We start from the raw sequence: 17,335 nt of genomic DNA on the forward strand, positions 1-17,335 counted from the left end.
GGGCAAGCGCGCCTGGCTCAACCTGCTTTACCTGCCCGCCTACACCAACGCGCCGGCCGGAACCGAGGCCGGGCTCGAATGGAGCGGCGACTCCGAGCGGCTGGACTTTCTCATCGGCGGCACCTCGATCTGGCACCACGTGTTCGATCGGTAGCATTGCGAAACAACTTCTTTTCCCAAAACGGGCGAAACGGTTGCCCGGCGTCCTCCGTTCCATCGGAAAATAAAATCCGTCGATTTTCGTTATTCAACCGAAACGGGAAAGCATCCCATGGGAGGAATGAAGATGAAGACGAAATCCAAGACAACCGTACTCTTCGCCGCCATTGCGGCAACGGCGGCCATTTCCGTCGCCGCCCCGCTGCCGGAAGAGCAGCAGCAAGCCGCGTGGCAACGCCAGCGCATGCAGCAGTTCCATAACCGGACGGAGCCGCTGAATGAACGTCCATGGCAAAGCCAACAACGCCAATTCATGCGCCGACAGGACTTGGGCTACGCACAGCGGGTCCCGCAGTTCCAGGGTCGTCAGATGCCGCAGCGGTTTGCGCAACGGCCGGACGACCTGCAAGGCCGGCAACGACCGTGGCAAATCCAACAGCGGCAATTTTCTCCGCAGCAACGCCAATTCCAGCGCTTCCCGCGCCGCGGCGATGCCCGGCAGGTTCCGCAGTACCCAGCCCCCCGCATGAACCGTCGGTTCGACCAGCGGCAGGGCTACGCGCAACAGTCCCCCCAGCGCAGACAACAGTTCCTGCGGAAAATGCGCCAACGCCGGCAGATCAATCCCGAGCAGTGGCAGCAACGCAAACAGCAAATCCTACGGAAATTCGACGCAGATGGCGACGGACGCCTCTCCGTAGAAGAACGCACCGAAGCGAAAGAAGCCGTTAAAAACCTGATCAAGAAACGCCGGGATGCCAAAGGACGACCGGGCCCGCAGGCACCGGCAACCGAGGCAGTTCCCAAACCGGCACCATCCGATGCCGCTCCGGAAACAACCGAGCAATAGACGAACAGATGCGCAGGTCCGAAGAACGATGGAACCCTGGTTCAATTCCGGGGTTCCTGGTCATCGGTGTCCGTCGTAGACGTTAGATCCGCAAAGGCACAACACAACGCTAGCGAGGGGCGTCGAATTCGCGAACCGACGGCTTCGGCTGAATGAATAAAAAAAGAGCGAATGTCCACAAACCCGCGCGGCCTGCGTCGTGTGGGTATCATTGTTCCCTGGAACACATGAAGCGGCGCGGGGTTTTCCTCCTCTTTTCCTCGCGCCGCTTTTTTTTGCCTCTGCGTGCGGAATTCCGACTCCGTTCTATTGGATGCATTGCCGCAACGGCGCTGGACCTACCGGAGCTTGAGAGTGGCGATACCGATCAGCGCGAAAATGATGGAGAGGATCCAAAACCGCGTGACGATGACGGTTTCAACCAGCTCGGGTTCGCGTTTTTCAACCAGGGCCCGTTCCTTTTCCACAAACTCGAAGTGATGGTGCAAGGGCGCGCACTTGAAGACGCGCCGCCCTTCACCGTATCGTTTGCGGGTATATTTGAAATAGGAGCTTTGAATCACGACGCTGGCGGCTTCGATCACGAACACCGCGCCGACGATGGTGAGCAACAGCTCCTGCTTGATGAGGATGGCGAGCATGGCAATGGCGCCGCCAAGCGCGAGCGAGCCGGTGTCGCCCATGAAAATCTTGGCGGGATGGCAGTTGTACCACAGAAACCCGAGCCCCGCCCCCAGGAGCGCCCCGCAATAGACGGTCAGCTCGCCGGCCCCTTGCACGGAAGGCACCTGCAGATATTCCGCGAAGTTGGAGTGCCCCGCAACATAGGTAAGAAACAGGTAGGCCACCGCCACCGAGTTGGAACAGCCGATCGCCAATCCATCGAGCCCATCGGTCAGATTGACCGCGTTCGAGGCGCCGACTAGCACCAGCACCAGAAAGATGAAGGCGACAACCATCGACATCTGGAAGAGCGGCTGCTTGCAAAACGGTACCATGAAATCGGTTACGCGGTCGCGCATCTCCGGGACCGACCACAGCACGCCGAAGACGATCGCGGCCCACCCCAGCTGCGCGGCAAACTTGGCCTTCACGCTCAGGCCGTTCTTGCGCTTGATTTTCCAGTAGTCGTCGACGAAACCGATGCCCCCCATCAGGACGAAGGTGCCGAGGGTCAGCAAAACATAGGTATTGGTCGGGATGGCCCAAAGCAGGGTCGAGGAGGTGGCCGCCGCAATGATGAGGATGCCGCCCATGGTCGGCGTGCCGACCTTGGTCTGCTTGCCGAGCCCCCCCACCCGGTCATCGATCTTCTGTTCGCCGAAGTTGATCGCCTGCAGTTTGCGGATCAGCCACGGGGCGAGCAGCAACGAAACCACGAACGCGGTCGATGCCGCGCCCAGCGTGCGGAAGGTAATGTATTTGAAGAGCCGCAACTCCGACAGATGGGCCTCCAACAACGACAAATAATAAAGCATCCTCTAGTTCTCCGTAAAATGTTTGAGCACCAATTCCAGCCGTTCGCCGCGCGAGGCCTTCAGCAACACGCGGTCCCCGGCACTCAGCTGGTCCTTCAGAATCGATGCGGCCTCGGCGGGATCCGCGCAATGGTAAAAATGTTTGGTGTTCCGGCAGACGATCTGCCGCCCCAGCTCGCCCACGGCCACGACGCCGTCGAGGTCGAGGTGGTCGATGAATTCGCCGAGCGCCAAGTGCTCCTCATCGGCGATGGCGCCGAGTTCGCGCATCCCCCCGACCACCGCCCAGCGGTGGTGGCCGCCCGGCAACCGGGCAAAGGTGCGCAGACTCGCACGCATCGACAACGGATTCGCGTTGTAGGCGTCGTTGATGAATTGAACCCCGGCAATCTCCGACTCCTGCCAACGCATCGACGGCGCCTTGAAGTTGCGAAGCCCGTCGGCAATCTCCGCCGGCGCCAGCTGCAGCTCCAACCCCAGCGCGATGGCCCGCAGGGCGTTGCGCATCACGTGCTCGCCGGGCTGCGGCATCGCATAGTTGTGGCCATTGACGTTCATCACGCCATCGGACACCTTGCGCCCGACATAGTCGGCAATGCCTTCGAGCGAAACGGTGCGCACACGTGCGCAAGTGTGCGCGCGCATCATGGCATACCAGGGGCTGTCGCGGTCGAGGATGACGGTGCCGGAACCGGGGACGCGCTCCACCAGCTTCATCTTTTCGCGGGCGATGGCCTCGAGCGAGTGGAAACGCTCGCGGTGGGCGTTGCCGATATCGGTCACGATGCCGATTTTCGGCTGGAGCAGATAGGCCAGCGCGCCGATTTCCCCGGGGCGGTTCATGCCGATTTCGAAGACGCCGTAGCGGTTCGTCCGCGGCATCGAAAGCATGGTAAGCGGCAGGCCGATGTGGTTGTTGTAGTTTCCGCTTGTGCGGTGGGTGGCTCCGTCGATGGAAAGGACGTCGGCGCACATTTCCTTCACGGTGGTCTTGCCGACACTCCCCGTGATGCCGACGACGGTGCCGGTCCATTTCTTCCGATAGCCGCGTGCGAGATCCTGCAACCCCTTGACGGTGTCGGGCACCGTCAGCAGCGGGTTTGCCGTCCAGTTGAAATCGTCGCATACCAGCGCCCCGGCCGCCCCCTTGGCAAACGCATCGGCCACGAAGGCGTGGCCGTCGAAGTTTTCGCCGCGGATCGCAACGTAGAGATTGCCGGGCTGGAGCGTGCGGGTATCGTGCGAAATCCCCGTGACCACCCCTTCGGGCATCCCGTTTTTCCATAGGCGGGAAACCCATTGCGACAATTCGCCTGGACGGAATTGGATCATCGGCCCACCAGCTCCTTCACGGTCTCGCGGTCATCGAACGGGATGACGGTGCCCCGGATTTCCTGATAGGTTTCGTGGCCTTTTCCAGCAATGAGCAGGATGTCTTTGCGGCCCGTCGAGCGGATGCCCTTTTCGATGGCGGCGCGGCGATCGAGCACCACCTCGAACTGCTCCGGCGTGGCGAAGCCCTCGAGAATCTGGCCGACGATGGCGGACGGCTCTTCGTTGCGGGGATTGTCGGACGTGATGATGGAATAGTCGGCCAGTTCGGCGGCGACCTTTCCCATTTTTGCGCGCTTGCCTGCATCGCGGTTCCCGCCGCAGCCGAAGACGACGACCAACCGTCCCTTGCAGATTTCGCGGAGGGTTTCGAGTACGTTCTTGAGGGCATCGTCGGTGTGGGCATAGTCGACGAAAATCTTTTTGCCCTTGCGGTTCGGAACGGCTTCGAGCCGCCCGGGAATGGCCGCAATGTTTTTGAGCGTCTTCGCCATGCACTTGAGCGTAATCCCGTTCAGGCCACCGACGGCGATGGCCGCCAACGCGTTGTTCACATTGAAGCGCCCGAGCAGCTGCAACCGGATCCGCGCGCTGCCCCACGGCGTGGCGACCTTGAACGAGGTGCCGCCGGAATCGAGCTTGGCTTTCGCGGCGCAGACCATGGCATCGGCGCTGAAGCCATAGGTCAGCACCTTGGCCTGCACGCGTGGGTCGGCAACCAGCTTGCGCCCCCAGGGATCGTCGATGTTGATGACCGCCGCGCAGCCCTTCTTTTTCTCGAGCCGCCGGAAGAGCTCCGCCTTGACGTCGAAATAGGACTCCATGTCGTTGTGGAAATCGAGGTGGTCCTGCGTCAGATTGGTGAAGACGACCGTGTTGAAGCGGATGCCATGAACGCGCTCCATCGCAATGGCGTGCGACGACACCTCCATGACCACGGAATCGCAGCCCGCCTCGGACATCCGCTGGAGCAAGGAGTGGATTTCGGGGGCTTCGGGGGTGGTGCGTGCGGCGGGAATGGAGCGATGGCCGTCCTCGTAGGCAACCGTGCCGATCAGGCCGGGATGGGCGCCGCAGGCCCGCAGAATATCGCGCGCCATGAAGGCGGTGGTGGTTTTCCCGTTGGTCCCCGTGATGCCGACCACGTTCATTTTCTTGGTCAGGTCCCCATGGAAGCGGCAGGCGATTTCGGCCAGCGCGCGGCGCGCATTGGCCACCTGCACATGGGCCACGTCCGCCCCGAGGTTCACCCGGCCCTCCGAAACCACGGCGGCGGCCCCGTTCGCAACCGCTTCGGCAATGTAATCCGCCCCATCGCAATGCTCGCCGGGCACCGCAATGAAGAGCCAGCCGGGTTTGATCTCGCGCGAGTCGTAGGCAATGCCTTCGATCGGCAGCTTGGCCCGGCCGCTGATTTGGATTACTTCGATGTTTTTGAGTAGCGACGTCAGTTTCACTCGTCCGGCCTCACCACGTAAATGCGATTGCCCCCGGGGGCGATGCGCAGGTATTCCACCGCCACCTTGGCGATTTCGCTGAAAGCGGGGCCGCAGACCGTGCCGCCATAGTAGCCGATCTTGCGGCCGGATTCATTGTATTCGCCGGGATCGTCGGCCACCACGATGATGCCGATCTCGGGATTCTCGACGGGCAGGAAGCCCGCAAACGAGGAGACAAAGTTTTTCGGGTAGTAGCCGCCGCCCTCTTCCCGGGGCCGGATCTTCTGCGCCGTGCCGGTTTTGCCCGCGACGGTGTAACCCTCGACGCGCGCCTTGGTGCCGGTTCCCTCGTCGTCCATCACGACGCGCGCGAGCAGCTGCTGCATGCGCCGCGCCGCCGCGGGCGAGAGCGGGCGGCCCAGTTCCTGCGGCTGCGTTTGCTCCAGCACCGTGCCGTCGGGCGCGACCACGCGCTTGATGATGTACGGCTTCATCTGGACTCCGTTGTAGGCGATGGCATTCATCATCGAAATCACCTGCAGGGCGGTAACGCCGATTTCATGCCCCATGCCGATGCGGGTAATACTGATCTTCGACCAATGGCGCGGCGAATAGAAAATACCGCCCTCTTCGCCGGGCAGCCCGACGCCGAGCCGATCGCCGAAATGAAATTTGCGGAGGCTGTCGTAGACCAACTGATCGCCCATTTCAAGGGCGATTTTCGCCGTTCCGATATTGCTCGACACCTTGACGATGTCGGCGACGGGAATCACGCCTTCGCCATGGCTGTCGCGCAGCGCCTTGCCGCCATAGACCCAATAGCCCTTTTCGCAATCGAACTCGTCGGTTTCCGTCACCACGCCGTTATCGAGGGCGGCGCTGATGAGCGCGGCCTTCATGGTGGAGCCGGGTTCGTAGTTGAAGCTGATGGCGCGGTTGCGGCGCCACTCCTCGGGCGCCTTGGAATATTCGTTCGGATCGTAGGTCGGGAACGAGGCCATCGCGAGAATCTCCCCGGTGCGCACGTGCTGGACCACGGCCCAGACCGCCTTGGCGCTGAAGTCGCGGCAGGTTTTTTCAATGACCTTTTCCACCTGGTACTGCAGCCAGCTGTCGAGCGTCAGCTCCACGGTGGCGCCATCCTCGGGCGGGATGTCCAGTTCGCGGGTGCGGTAGATTTCGTGCCCGCTTCCGTCCACCTGCCCGCGGCGCAGCCCCTCTTTGCCGCGCAGGTATTCGTTCATCACCTGCTCGACCCCGGCCGAGCCCGTGCCCGCCAGATTGGAAAAGCCGACCACATGCGCCATCAGCGGTCCGTTGGGATATTTGCGGATCGGCGCCTCCTCGAACCAGACGCCCTTGAGATAAATGTTGGTCTCGGCGCCGGGCTCCTGCTCGGGCGGCGTGTAGAGGACCCCGAGATTCATCCGCTTGAAGCGCTTGATCTGGTGCCCGGACACATATTGCTTCACCTTGGTGTATTGGCGATTCGTTCGGGCCAGCTCTTTGTCGAGGTCGGCCTCCGAAAGGTGGAACTCGGCGGCGAGATAACGGCTGACGGCGCGGGCGTCGCCGTTGATCGAAATCCACTTGGGATCGATGCAGACATGGTAGGACGGGGTGTCCATGGCGAGGATCCGCCCGGTGCGGTCGACGATGCGCCCGCGGCTCGCCGCCGGCTTCGACTCGAAGGTGCGCGCCTCCAGGATGGGTTCGACCACCCAAGCGGCCGGGCGCAGATGCAACAGGGCCAAGCGCGTGCCGATGGCGGAAAACACCAGCAATACGACAACGGATAGAACAACGATCCGCCATTTGAACCTGATTTCCGCCATCGTTTGTTTCCCTGCCCTAAATGAAGCCAAAACCCGCAACCTGCAAGAAGCAATGTTACGGGTATCGGCGGTCGCTCATGGTAGACTGCCTACCGCCGTTGAACCTTTGCCGTATCCCGATATCCATCCCAACTGCCGATCTTCACCACCTGGTCGCCCGTGGGCATCGACATCGGAAGCCGATGCCGTTTGATGGCGCGTTCAAGGTTGACCGGCGAGGTGGCGCTCGACCAACGGTCCTGCGCCTGGACGAGGCTCTTGTTGGCGGCGCGAAGCTCGCGCTCCTTGTTCTTGATTTCCTTGCCCAGTGCGTCGCAGCGCGAGCAGAGCCACATATAGCTCAGGCCCAGCACGGCAACGAGCACCAGCACATTGGCCAGCACCACCGGAAACGGGACCTGCACCTGCTGCTTCTTGCGCGCCGTCTTGCGCGTCGTCTTCCTTACTATCGTCTTTCGTTTCGCTGCCATGTCATTCCCCCGTTTCCACGGCGCGCAGCTTTGCCGAGCGCGACCGTGGGTTTGCGGCTTGTTCCGCGGCCGTTGCTACCAACGGCTTTTTCCAAATCCATTCCACCGGCGGCGCTTCGTAGATCCGCCGGACCCCGCCCTGCTGCAACGATTCCTCGCGCGGCACATGGCGTCCAAAAAACTGTTTCACCAACCGGTCTTCCAGACTATGGAAGGTTAGCACGGCCATCCGGCCGCCCGGCTTCATTCTGCCGACCATCGTTTCGAGCACCTGCTCGATCCCCGCCAACTCGTCGTTGACCGCCATGCGCAGCGCCTGGAAGGTCTGCGTGGCGGGATGGGTCTTCCTGCCCTTGCGCCCGCCCTTGGCGCGCTCGACGATGCCCGCCAGTTGCCCGGTGGTCTCGATCGTCATCTTGGCGCGCGCATCGACGATCGCCCGGGCGATCCGGCGCGAGGCGCGGTCTTCGCCGTAGCGGTAGATGATATCGGCGAGCTCCTGCTCGGACGCCGTATTCACCAACTCGGCGGCGGTCTGCCCCTGCGTCTGGTCCATGCGCATATCGATCGGCGCATCCTGCATGAAGCTGAAGCCGCGATCCGCGATATCGAGCTGGAACGAACTGACGCCGAGATCGAGCAGCAGGCCATCGATCCGGTCCACGCCCAGCCGATCCAATCGGTCGGCCATGTTGGCGTAGTTGTCGTGAACCAATTCCACGCGCTTGCCCTGTTCGCTCTTCAGCGTTCCCTTCACCCGCTCGATCGCATCGAGGTCGCGGTCGAACCCGATCAACAGGCCGCCCGCTTCGAGACGGTCGAAAATCGCCGTCGAATGCCCGCCGTTGCCGAGAGTTCCGTCCACATAGATCCCCTTCGGATCCGTGATCAGCGCCTCCAGGCACTCGTTGAGCATGACCGGAATATGCATCAGTAGTTTTTTCCCCTGCGTAGTTCGGGCATCTCGCGCCGGCGGTCGGAATAGAGACAGGAGAAGAGACGGCCGGAATTGGCCATGTTCAGGTTGAAATGGCGCTCCCGTTCAACCGGTACATCGATCGACTTCGAATAACTCAAATATTTTGCCACATCCAACATGCTCATTTTTTTGCCCCTTTGAGTAACTGGATTGCCGGATTCATCGAGTGCCTTTTCAGCAACCCCGCTCATCCACCAATCCACCCATCCATCCTTCCATTCTCTTAGTAACCGCCAAAAAACACATCCTCCGCAGTCGACGACTCCTGCGGCAGGGCTAAATCAAAATTCTCGGCGCTCCACAGCTCGATCCGTGTCAGCGCCCCAACCAAAACCACTTGTTCCTTCACCTCGATATGCGCCAGCAGGTTTTCGCCGATGCGGATACGCCCCTGCGCATCCCACACCAGCATGTCGGCCCCGGCCGTAATCGAACGGATCGCCTGCTGGTCGTTGCGGTCGATCGTTCCCCCGTTGCGCAGCTCTTCCAATCGGCGCATCATTTCCGCCGCCGTATAAAGGAACAGGCACTTCTCTTCCGGGTGCGGAAAAGCAAACAACTGGTTCGACTCCCCCGTCAGGTTGCGCCAGCTCGACGGAAAAATCATACGGCGCTTGGTATCAAGGGAATGCGTATACGATCCCACGAACAAAGCCGGTATATTTTGCACTCCTGTCATTGCTGTTCCTCCACCCTGCTCCCTTTCGTGGGATTTTATGACACTTTCCCCCACCGCGCGTCAAAGGCTTTCCCGCGGTTTTTTCCGGTTTTTTTTATCCCCGCCAACCCCGGCATCCGGGAACCGGCGCGATGGAATTTCCCCCACTCCGCCCCACCTGCGCTTCAAGGGAGCCGGACGCGAGCGGGGCCCGCTCGCGGGAATATGACATTTTCACCCGGTTTTAATGGGGTTCTGCGCATTGCACGCGCCCCACCAGCGAATGATACCGCAGGTAGACCATCGGGGAAGGAACGGATTTTGGCAACGCCAAGCAGCACCGAAAGCGGCGGATTGCAGCGATCAGGGAACGAGCTGGGTGCGGTAGTATTCCGCAGGCGGCGCGTTGGTGGCATCGCGGGTACGGATGACGTAAAGGGAGCCCGACGAGTCGTACAGCTCCAAGGTTCCGTTGAGATTCGTCCAGGTATCCGCGAGAAGATTGGTGGTCGATTGAAACGCGAAGAACTGATCGGGCTCGCCGCCGAAGAGAAACAGCTCATAGACGGCATCCACCGCGTTGGTGTCCAGGGCGGTGCTCTGGCTATAGTCGAGCAGCATGACCGGGGCGGTCTTGGCCACAACCTGGTTCCGCAAGGTTACGCCCTCGATCCCGACCAACAGCAACTGCCCGTCCTTTGTCGCGGCGGAAAACAGCGACTTGCCCGTCGGCAAAAGCTGCTTCGACCAATCGGCCAAATTGGTGCTGGCCAGCAACGTGCCCTGATACCCGGAAACAACCCATTGGCCATCGACATAGGCAACATCGGTCAGCCACTTCGAGGATCCGCTCGAGCGCGCGGTCCAACTTGATCCGCTCGAGCTGGTGTAGATGTTCCCGTTTTCACCGACGATGACAAAGCGGTCTTCCAGCCACCGCACCCGATAGAGCCAATCGCCGGTCGCGATTCCGGATGTCGCCGTTGACCACGACACGCCGTTGTCGGCCGAGCGGATCACCGCCCCGTCGTCGCCCACGGCAATGCAATTGCCGCCGCCGATCGCCACGCCGGAAAGAAAACGCGAGGTCGGCGTTGCGCGCTTCGTCCAATTGGTTCCGTCGGGACTGGTAAAGAGTTCGCCCGCTTCGCCGGATACGATGAAGAGCCCCTCGGTTGCGGCAACGCCTTGCAGGGTGTTCGTCGTGAACGCCGCAAGGTTGGTCCAGACCACGCCGTAGGTTCCGACCATGGCATTCGTCGTCCCGACGCTATTGGTCACGGTCACTTCGACCGCACCCGACTGGCTGGCGAAAACCTGGCCGTCGTTGCCGACGGCCAGCAGCAGATTGGAGGTTCCTCCCACGCCCAGCAACACGGTATTCGTGTACGAAACGGGAACCACTTCCTGGGCCCATAGAATCCCGTCGAGGCTGGTTTGTATGTTTGCCAGGTCGCCGACTGCGATGTAGATGCCGTTTTGCACCGTCATATCCCAGAGCCAGACGTGGGAAGAATCCGTTGGAGAGGGCTGCCACGCGCAATCGATGCCGTTGGTGCAGCTGCCTTCCATTAAAAGTCCCGAGCGGCCCGCAACGAGCCAGGATGTGCCGCTGCCGTGCGCAGAGAGATAGACCCAAGCCGAGGGCGCGTTGGTCGGCAGGTCGTTGATTTGGTCGACCCAGTTGGCGCCGCCGTCGATGCTGATGCGCAGTTCCTGGTCGCCGGCGAGCAGCAGCCCCGTGTTGTTGAGGGCAACATCGTATAAATCGTTGGTGGTGCCGCTATCCATGGACAACCACGTCGTTCCCGTATCGCTCCGCAGCAGCGTGCCCTTGTTGCCGACGGCATAGAACGCTCCGCTTCCGCCCCCCAGAAAGCGCACCCGGTTCAAATGCTCCGTTGTTCCGCTCGCTGTCGGGCTCCAGGTGGCCGCGCTGGTCGAGGCCCGTAAAACGGTGCCGTTTTCGCCGACGGCCACGAATCCGCCCGCGCCAAAAGCCACTCCACGGAGCCATTCGTAGGTTGTGCCGATGGCGGTTTGGTTCCAGGCCGCGCCGTTCGTGCTGGTGTAGATGGCGCCCTCGTCGCCCACGGCCACGGCGCGCTGACTGGAGGCGGCGACGCCTTCGAACCAGTCGGCGGTGTCCAGGGATACGTTTTCGAAGGTGGTGCCGTCGTCGGACCACAGGATGGTTCCGCTCTCGCCCGTGGCAATGATGCGGTCGCCCAACAGCGTCGTGCTGCGGAGATAGTGGTCGGTTCCGGTCGCGGCCGGAGCCCAACGCCCGTCCGCGCGCCGAACGTGGAGGGCCCCCGCATCTCCAACCTGTACGGCGATATCGCTGGAGACCTTCATGTCGAGTACGTTGTTGCCGTGCGGAGCCGGGTTCGACCAGCGCCACCGGTCGGCGCGGATCGCGGAAAACGATCGGGCGGGCATAACGGAGAGCACGGCGATGACGAACAGGATCCCGACCGGCGCCGCCGGGTTGCATGTCCGCGTCTTTCTGGCTTTTGTCATCTGACCCGCTCCTGGGCTTGGGGTATCGACCGGAAGAAGAATGCCTCCCGGAAAGGAGGCATTCCCGGCTCCCCGAAGGGAGCATTTCGTTCGCCCGAAATTAGTCGTCGCCGCGGCGTACGCGATCCTGGACCTGTTCCTGGGCCTGTTCCATCACTTCTTCATGGGTCGGCAGCTCGTCGCGCATTTCCTGCAGGCGCTGGCGGATCTGCTGGCGTTCGCAGGTCTGCTCTTTAAGCTGCTCCTTGAGCTGTTCGCGGAGCTGGTCGCATTCTTCGCTGCTGCATTCGGCCAGTTCCTGTTTCTTTTCCTGCAGCTTCTGCTGGTATTGCTCGCGCGTCTGGGCCATTTCCTTGACGGCCTCCTTCACTTCGTCCGGCAGGCACTCTTTGACTTTGGAGCGTTCCTGCTCGAGCGTCTTGTCACTGGTCTGCAACTGATCTCGTTGTTTCACTTGATCCTTGCCGGAACCACTTCCATCGCCCGTACCCTTTGCGTTTGCAACGCCAACCATTGCGAGGGCTGCCACTGTCATGATCATAATTTTCGTTTTCATAATAACACTTCCTTCCGTTCCTGTTCTCGACGGCTCTATGCCTGACTTCCCTATTGCAAGCAGTATGCCAACGGACTTCGGGCAAAAAAGCCCATAAAAAACGGCCGAACCGCTGATTGGGCGCGCCGGGATCGGGCATGGCCGCCCACCCCGGCTCCGGCACCGCTGGGCGCCCGCGCCCAGCCACTAGCCCGCCGGGTCCAGACAAACCTCCATCGGCAGTTTCAGCAGGAAGACGCATCCTTGCTCCGACGTCCGTTCCAGTTCGAGCCGCGCCTCCAGATAGTCCGCGATCTGCTTCGAGATCGCCAGACCGATTCCGCTGCCGCCCTCGCGGGTCGATTTGCCCGGCAGGAAAAGGTGCTCAAGCTGCTCGGCCGGAATGCCGGGCCCCGCGGCGCGCACGCGGAAGTTCAGGTGGTTGCCCGCGCGCGACGCCGACAGGAAAACCGTTCCTCCGGCGGGCGTGGCCTCGATCGCGTTTTCGAGCAGGTTGACGAGGATTAGGCCGGCAAGGTTCGCCGTCCGGCTCGACAGCATGCATTCGCCCTCGGCCTCGAACACCACGTCTACGTTTCGGCGCTCGGCCGTCCGGCCCACGCGCTTTTTCACCGTCTCGCCCATCTCGGGCACGGTCAGTTCGTAGGTCGGATCCCCGCGCTGGTCGCACAGCACCTCCAGCGTATGCTCCACCAACGCCTGCATCCGCTGCGAGGCCGTCAACGCGTCCTGCCAATCCTGCGGGCCGGCCTCCAGCCCGGCGGAATCCCGGCTGGAGACAAACTGCGACAAGCTGGCCAACGGATTTTTGAGGCCGTGCATCAGATGCGCCGCAACCGCGCCGACCGCATTGACGCGCGCCGAAAGGGCCAGCTCCTCGTTGGCCCGCTGGAGCCGCTCGCTATGCCGCGCCAATTCGCAATGCAGCTTCTGCGCCCGGCGGAAGGCGGGCCAAAGCATCGCCACCAGCAAGGTTCCCGCCACCGCGAAGGTCGTCGCCGCGATCTGCAGCAGACGACCGTCGAGCCGGGAAAACTCCTCGGAAATGCTTTGGCCTTCGATAATGAATTGAGCCGCGCCCGCGAGCATCTGCGTATTGCGCTGGTGCAACGGGACCGTGACCAGCAACGTTGGCGCCCGCGCAATGTTCCCGGAGGCGAACGAAGGCAAATAGATGAAGATTTCATCCATCGGCATGTTGCGGACGAACCGGCTGTGCGGCTTCAACGCGAGAACGGATGCCAGGGCTTCGTCATCCAGCGGCACCGGCATGATGGTGGCGGGGAACGTGTCGCTGAACCCGCCTTTCGCATCGAAAAAGCGAATGCCCATCACCCCGCGCAGGCGCGACGCCCGCACGGCGGAATCAAACCCGATCTGCATGTCGGAGCGGATTTCGATGCCGTCTGCGGGCGCAAGGTCCAGCTGCTCCATCAGCGTGGTTGCATGCAGGGCTTCCGCATCGCGGTGCGCGATTTGCTCGCGCACCAGATCCCGGACCAGCAAGACCCCGGCGAAGATGGTTCCCGCCAGCACCCCGAGCGCAATCAGCACGCCCAGCCCGAATGCCCGCCGCGTCCGGGGAATGATTTTTTCAAAACGGCCCGTTTTGCTCATAGCGTTCTCTTTGTCAAAATTCGTACCCGAGGCCGAGCTCAACCATCCAGCTGCGGTATTCGTCCAGCGGGTTGTTGCTCACGTTCCATTCGTGCTCGCCCGCCCCGAAGACCAACCAGTCTTCGCGAAAGCGGCGCTCGACCCGGAAATCGACCGTGGCATAGGAGCGGTAGCGGTGCGCGCCGTCGATCCGTTGCTTGCGATAGTCGTACCATCCCGCGCGGGCGGATCCCTTGACTTCCCAGCGGTCGTTTTTCCAGCGCAGCTGTTCGCGGAGATAAACGCGGTCGTAGTCGAAATAGCCCGAACCATTGTCGCGGTTGGCCATGAAACTCATCTTGGTCAGCGAACGCCAGGAACGCGCCGCGTCCCAGTAGTGCCGCCACTCCCCTTCGACATCGTGTTGCAGATAGTTCAGTTCCGTGCCGGGCAGCACGAACCCGTCGGCATCGAACTGCTGCCGGGTATCGTAGCGGCGGTAGAGCGGAAGGTAGCCCACGGAGACCTCCGAGCGGTGCCCGTAGTTGCGGGTCAGGCGCAGCTCGGCCTCGGTTTCCCAATAATCGTCCAGCGTCCGCTCGAACTCCTGCCGGGCCAACCCGGCCTCGGCCTGGGCCTCCCATTGGCCCATCGCCTGTTTCCAGTAGGGCCGCAGGTAGGCGCCGTGGCCGAGCACCAGCACCCGCTCCCGGTTCACTTCGTCCGCCGAAGCATCGAAAATCTGGTGTTGGTAAAGATAGTTGGCTTCCAGCCCCGCCTCGTTGCCGTCGCCAACCGGCTGGACCAGCTGCAACGTGCCGGAGATAAACTGCTCGTAGTTGACCGACGGCGCATCCAAATAGCGCGTGTCCTCGCCAAACAAATAGAGCAGGACCAGCGAACCCGATTCCGAAAACCGCAACACGCTCGCATCGAACGACGTCGTGAAAAACGCGCTGCTTTCGGCGGCGATGCTCGAACGCAGCACGTTGCTGCGATAGCCCATCGAACCGGAAACCAGCGCCTCGGTTTCCCAGATCGCGATCGGCGAACGGTTGGTCTCCTGCGCCGGCGCGACGCCGGCGACGAGCCCCAGGAACGCGAACAGAAGATGGACGCGCGGGTTCACGACTTCCGGTCCCCGTGCAGGCGGTAGCGAATGAAGTCGCGCGTTACGCCCAGCATCCGCGCCGCCTGCGAGGCATTGCCGTCCGCCTTCTTCAAGGCAATCTGCACGAGGCGGTTGGTGGCGTCCTCCAGAACGAACTCGCCCTTGGAAAAATCGTAGGCCGGGTTCAGCCAATCCGACGGGTCGAGGGTTGCCGCAGTGGTTTGCGAGTCCTCCGCCAGCAACCGCGCGAAGTCCAGCGCGGCGGAATCCTCGAACACCAGACCGCGCTCCAGTTCGTGGGCCAGCTCGCGCACGTTGCCGGGCCAGCGATAGGCCAGCAAACGCCGTTTGCCCTCCTCCGTGATTTGCCGGACGGGCAACCGATGCCGGCGGCACAACTGCGCCAACAGGCGATCCGCCAGCAACAGGAGATCCTCGCCGCGCTCGCGCAGCGCCGGAAGCCTGAGCCGGAACAAATCCAAACGATGCAGCAGGTCCTCGCGGAAGTCGCCGGACGCAACGGCGGCGCGCAGGTCGCGATTGGTGGCGGCAATCACGCGGACGTCCACCTCGATGTTGCGCGTCCCGCCGATGCGGCGGATGTTGCGGTCCTCGATCGCGGTCAGCACCTTGGCCTGGATCGCCGGCGAAAGACTCGGGATCTCGTCGAGGAAAAGGGTGCCGCCATGCGCCGCCTCGAACAGGCCCTGCCGGGTGGCGCGGGCGTCGGTGTAGGCCCCCTTCTCGCTGCCGAACAACTCCGACTCCGCCAGCGAATCCGGCAGCGCCGAACAGTTGACTTCGATCATCGGTTCGTCGGCGCGCGGCCCGTTGCGATGCAGCCACCGCGCAATCGTCGACTTGCCCGACCCCGTTTCTCCTTCGATCAACACCGGCGGCAGGTTCACCAGAAGCCGGAAGTCGGCCGCAATGATTTTTTCGAGGACTTCGCGAAGGGGCGCCAGCGAGTTGCCGAAAAAGAATCCCGATCCGTCCTCCGACTCGCGTTCGTGTTCGGTCACGCGCGTTGATTGCCGCTTTTGCCGCGCACGGTGCATCACCAGCGGCAGCAGGCCCGGATCGAACGGTTTAACGAGATAGTCCAGCGCGCCGAGCCGGATCGACTCCACCGCGCCCTCGACCCCGCCCTGCGCGGTCATGACCACCACCCCGGTAGTTGCCGGCACCGAGCCCTCGCGGATCAGATCCAGGCCGATGCCGTCGGGCAGATGGATATCCAGCAAGAGGAAATCGAACGCGGCATCGCTTAGTTTGTAGCGCGCCGCCTCGAGCGTTTCGGCCCCCGCCACCTCGGCCCCGAGGTTTTTCAGATGGGCCATCAGCCGCCGGCGCAACAACGCCTCGTCATCCACCACCAAAACACTGAGCCCCGCCAGCGATGTATCGTTCCCCTGTCCCATATTAAATTCACCTACTACATGGCATATAAATTACCGATTTACAAAGAAGTCAAGATTTCTGCCGGCATTAGATTCCTCGGCGCTATCAGGGAGTACACCTCCGCCAGCCGTTCGGTCACATGCGAACCGCCCCGGACATTAAATCCAGATGCACGATCGTCAATCTGGATTCTCTTTTCCGAAACGGGGCGGGCGGAACTATTCGAGCTCGATGCGGTAGAACTTGGCGGATTCCGCCGATGCGGTCAGATCGGTGTAGGTGTTTTCGGGCGGGGTTGAAACCAGATTGGTCGCCAACGGCGCGAAGGCCGTCGAGACCAGCGAGGTGGTCGTGTCGATGGCGTAGATGCGGTTGGGTTCGCTGGCCCACCGGACCATGGCGGAATGGATGCCGGTAAAGGCCATCCTCGACCCGGCATCCAGCGCATCCGTACCGCTGAGGTATTCCGCGAGATCGCTTTGTCCGTCCTGGTCGAAGTCCGTCTCTTCATCGGCGGTTTCAAGGGATTTGAAAACGGCCCATTCCCAATCGTCCTCGATGCCGTCGCCGTCGGTATCGAGTTGGACGTCGCCGACGGCGATCACGCCGGAGTTGGTGACGCTCAATCCCCCCGCCGAGGCGACGATGGTCCAGGGATAGGATCCGTTCTTGCCGTAGGCGTGTTGCGCCAGCGCGTTGGTCGAGTCGCCGCCGTCGCCAAAGCGCCAGGCATAGGTAATTTCAGCAACGCAGTTCGAGACGGCGGCGAATGCCCAGAACGGCAGCGCGGTTCGGGAAGCCGCCTGCGCCGGAACGAGCGATTCGCAAACGAGGACGCGCGCCCCCTCGCCCACCGTCACGGTGACGGTGGCGAGGTTCGAATCCTTCTTGCCGTCCCACGCCGCGAAGGTGAACAAATCCGTTCCCATAAAATTCAGGAAGGGATAA

Annotated in this window: 15 protein-coding genes; all 15 read right to left on the minus strand. The window is 62.1% G+C overall.

All coding sequences use genetic code 11. The features are described from left to right. Window positions 1-247: 247 nt before the first annotated feature. Window positions 248-802 carry a hypothetical protein gene (locus ABYO54_RS03845; RefSeq protein ID WP_372806922.1) on the minus strand — a complete coding sequence of 185 codons (555 nt, stop codon included), beginning with the start codon at window positions 800-802 and terminating at the stop codon, window positions 248-250. Between the two features lie 545 nt (window positions 803-1,347). Then, window positions 1,348-2,487: a phospho-N-acetylmuramoyl-pentapeptide-transferase gene (gene mraY / locus ABYO54_RS03850; protein WP_372806923.1), complete on the minus strand. Its 1,140-nt coding sequence runs from the start codon at window positions 2,485-2,487 to the stop codon at window positions 1,348-1,350. Window positions 2,488-2,490: 3 nt separating this feature from the next. Further along, window positions 2,491-3,759, minus strand: coding sequence for a UDP-N-acetylmuramoyl-tripeptide--D-alanyl-D-alanine ligase (murF, locus tag ABYO54_RS03855; protein ID WP_372806924.1), 1,269 nt, complete (start codon window positions 3,757-3,759; stop codon window positions 2,491-2,493). A 56-nt stretch (window positions 3,760-3,815) separates the two neighbouring features. Next, window positions 3,816-5,276, minus strand: a complete 1,461-nt coding sequence (locus ABYO54_RS03860; RefSeq protein WP_372806925.1) for a UDP-N-acetylmuramoyl-L-alanyl-D-glutamate--2,6-diaminopimelate ligase — start codon at window positions 5,274-5,276, stop codon at window positions 3,816-3,818. Next, window positions 5,273-7,093, minus strand: a complete 1,821-nt coding sequence (locus tag ABYO54_RS03865; RefSeq protein WP_372806926.1) for a peptidoglycan D,D-transpeptidase FtsI family protein — start codon at window positions 7,091-7,093, stop codon at window positions 5,273-5,275. Before ABYO54_RS03865 ends, ABYO54_RS03860 begins: the two co-directional genes overlap by 4 nt. Window positions 7,094-7,182: 89 nt before the next feature. Beyond that, the gene (locus ABYO54_RS03870; RefSeq protein WP_372806927.1) at window positions 7,183-7,563 is read right to left on the minus strand and encodes a hypothetical protein; all 381 of its coding nucleotides are present in this window, start codon (window positions 7,561-7,563) and stop codon (window positions 7,183-7,185) included. A 1-nt stretch (window position 7,564) separates the two neighbouring features. Continuing rightward, entirely contained in the window at window positions 7,565-8,494 is a 930-nt protein-coding gene (rsmH, locus tag ABYO54_RS03875; protein WP_372806928.1) for a 16S rRNA (cytosine(1402)-N(4))-methyltransferase RsmH, read from the minus strand. Next, on the minus strand, window positions 8,494-8,667 hold the full coding sequence (locus ABYO54_RS03880) for a hypothetical protein (RefSeq protein WP_372806929.1): 174 nt from the start codon (window positions 8,665-8,667) through the stop codon (window positions 8,494-8,496). Before ABYO54_RS03880 ends, rsmH begins: the two co-directional genes overlap by 1 nt. A gap of 98 nt (window positions 8,668-8,765) precedes the next feature. Beyond that, window positions 8,766-9,149 carry a division/cell wall cluster transcriptional repressor MraZ gene (locus ABYO54_RS03885; protein WP_372806930.1) on the minus strand — a complete coding sequence of 128 codons (384 nt, stop codon included), beginning with the start codon at window positions 9,147-9,149 and terminating at the stop codon, window positions 8,766-8,768. Window positions 9,150-9,563: 414 nt separating this feature from the next. Then, a complete protein-coding gene (locus ABYO54_RS03890; protein WP_372806931.1) occupies window positions 9,564-11,723 on the minus strand; it encodes a hypothetical protein in 2,160 nt (719 codons plus the stop codon). Window positions 11,724-11,823: 100 nt separating this feature from the next. Beyond that, a complete protein-coding gene (locus tag ABYO54_RS03895) occupies window positions 11,824-12,279 on the minus strand; it encodes a hypothetical protein (RefSeq protein ID WP_372806932.1) in 456 nt (151 codons plus the stop codon). Window positions 12,280-12,465: 186 nt separating this feature from the next. Next, a complete protein-coding gene (locus tag ABYO54_RS03900) occupies window positions 12,466-13,896 on the minus strand; it encodes a sensor histidine kinase (RefSeq protein WP_372806933.1) in 1,431 nt (476 codons plus the stop codon). 13 nt (window positions 13,897-13,909) lie between these two features. Beyond that, window positions 13,910-15,004: a hypothetical protein gene (locus tag ABYO54_RS03905; protein WP_372806934.1), complete on the minus strand. Its 1,095-nt coding sequence runs from the start codon at window positions 15,002-15,004 to the stop codon at window positions 13,910-13,912. Next, complete coding sequence (locus ABYO54_RS03910) at window positions 15,001-16,407, minus strand: sigma-54-dependent transcriptional regulator (protein WP_372806935.1); 1,407 nt, start codon at window positions 16,405-16,407, stop codon at window positions 15,001-15,003. The genes ABYO54_RS03905 and ABYO54_RS03910 overlap by 4 nt, the downstream gene beginning before the upstream one ends. Before the next feature lie 198 nt (window positions 16,408-16,605). Continuing rightward, window positions 16,606-17,335: PKD domain-containing protein (locus tag ABYO54_RS03915; protein ID WP_372806936.1), on the minus strand; the 730-nt coding region annotated here is incomplete at its 5' end.

Origin of the sequence: Pontiella sp. (assembly GCF_041622395.1) — a bacterium.
Taxonomy (GTDB): domain Bacteria; phylum Verrucomicrobiota; class Kiritimatiellia; order Kiritimatiellales; family Pontiellaceae; genus Pontiella.

Excerpts from the sequence above, each read along its gene's own strand:
- rsmH (WP_372806928.1), bottom strand. The coding sequence starts at position 8,494 with ATGCATATTCCGGTCATGCTCAACGAGTGCCTGGAGGCGCTGATCACG.
- mraY (WP_372806923.1), bottom strand. The coding sequence starts at position 2,487 with ATGCTTTATTATTTGTCGTTGTTGGAGGCCCATCTGTCGGAGTTGCGG.
- ABYO54_RS03910 (WP_372806935.1), bottom strand. The coding sequence starts at position 16,407 with ATGGGACAGGGGAACGATACATCGCTGGCGGGGCTCAGTGTTTTGGTG.
- ABYO54_RS03900 (WP_372806933.1), bottom strand. The coding sequence starts at position 13,896 with ATGAGCAAAACGGGCCGTTTTGAAAAAATCATTCCCCGGACGCGGCGG.
- ABYO54_RS03890 (WP_372806931.1), bottom strand. The coding sequence starts at position 11,723 with ATGACAAAAGCCAGAAAGACGCGGACATGCAACCCGGCGGCGCCGGTC.
- ABYO54_RS03870 (WP_372806927.1), bottom strand. The coding sequence starts at position 7,563 with ATGGCAGCGAAACGAAAGACGATAGTAAGGAAGACGACGCGCAAGACG.
- ABYO54_RS03895 (WP_372806932.1), bottom strand. The coding sequence starts at position 12,279 with ATGAAAACGAAAATTATGATCATGACAGTGGCAGCCCTCGCAATGGTT.
- ABYO54_RS03880 (WP_372806929.1), bottom strand. The coding sequence starts at position 8,667 with ATGAGCATGTTGGATGTGGCAAAATATTTGAGTTATTCGAAGTCGATC.
- ABYO54_RS03885 (WP_372806930.1), bottom strand. The coding sequence starts at position 9,149 with ATGATTTTTCCGTCGAGCTGGCGCAACCTGACGGGGGAGTCGAACCAG.
- murF (WP_372806924.1), bottom strand. The coding sequence starts at position 3,759 with ATGCCCGAAGGGGTGGTCACGGGGATTTCGCACGATACCCGCACGCTC.
- ABYO54_RS03865 (WP_372806926.1), bottom strand. The coding sequence starts at position 7,093 with ATGGCGGAAATCAGGTTCAAATGGCGGATCGTTGTTCTATCCGTTGTC.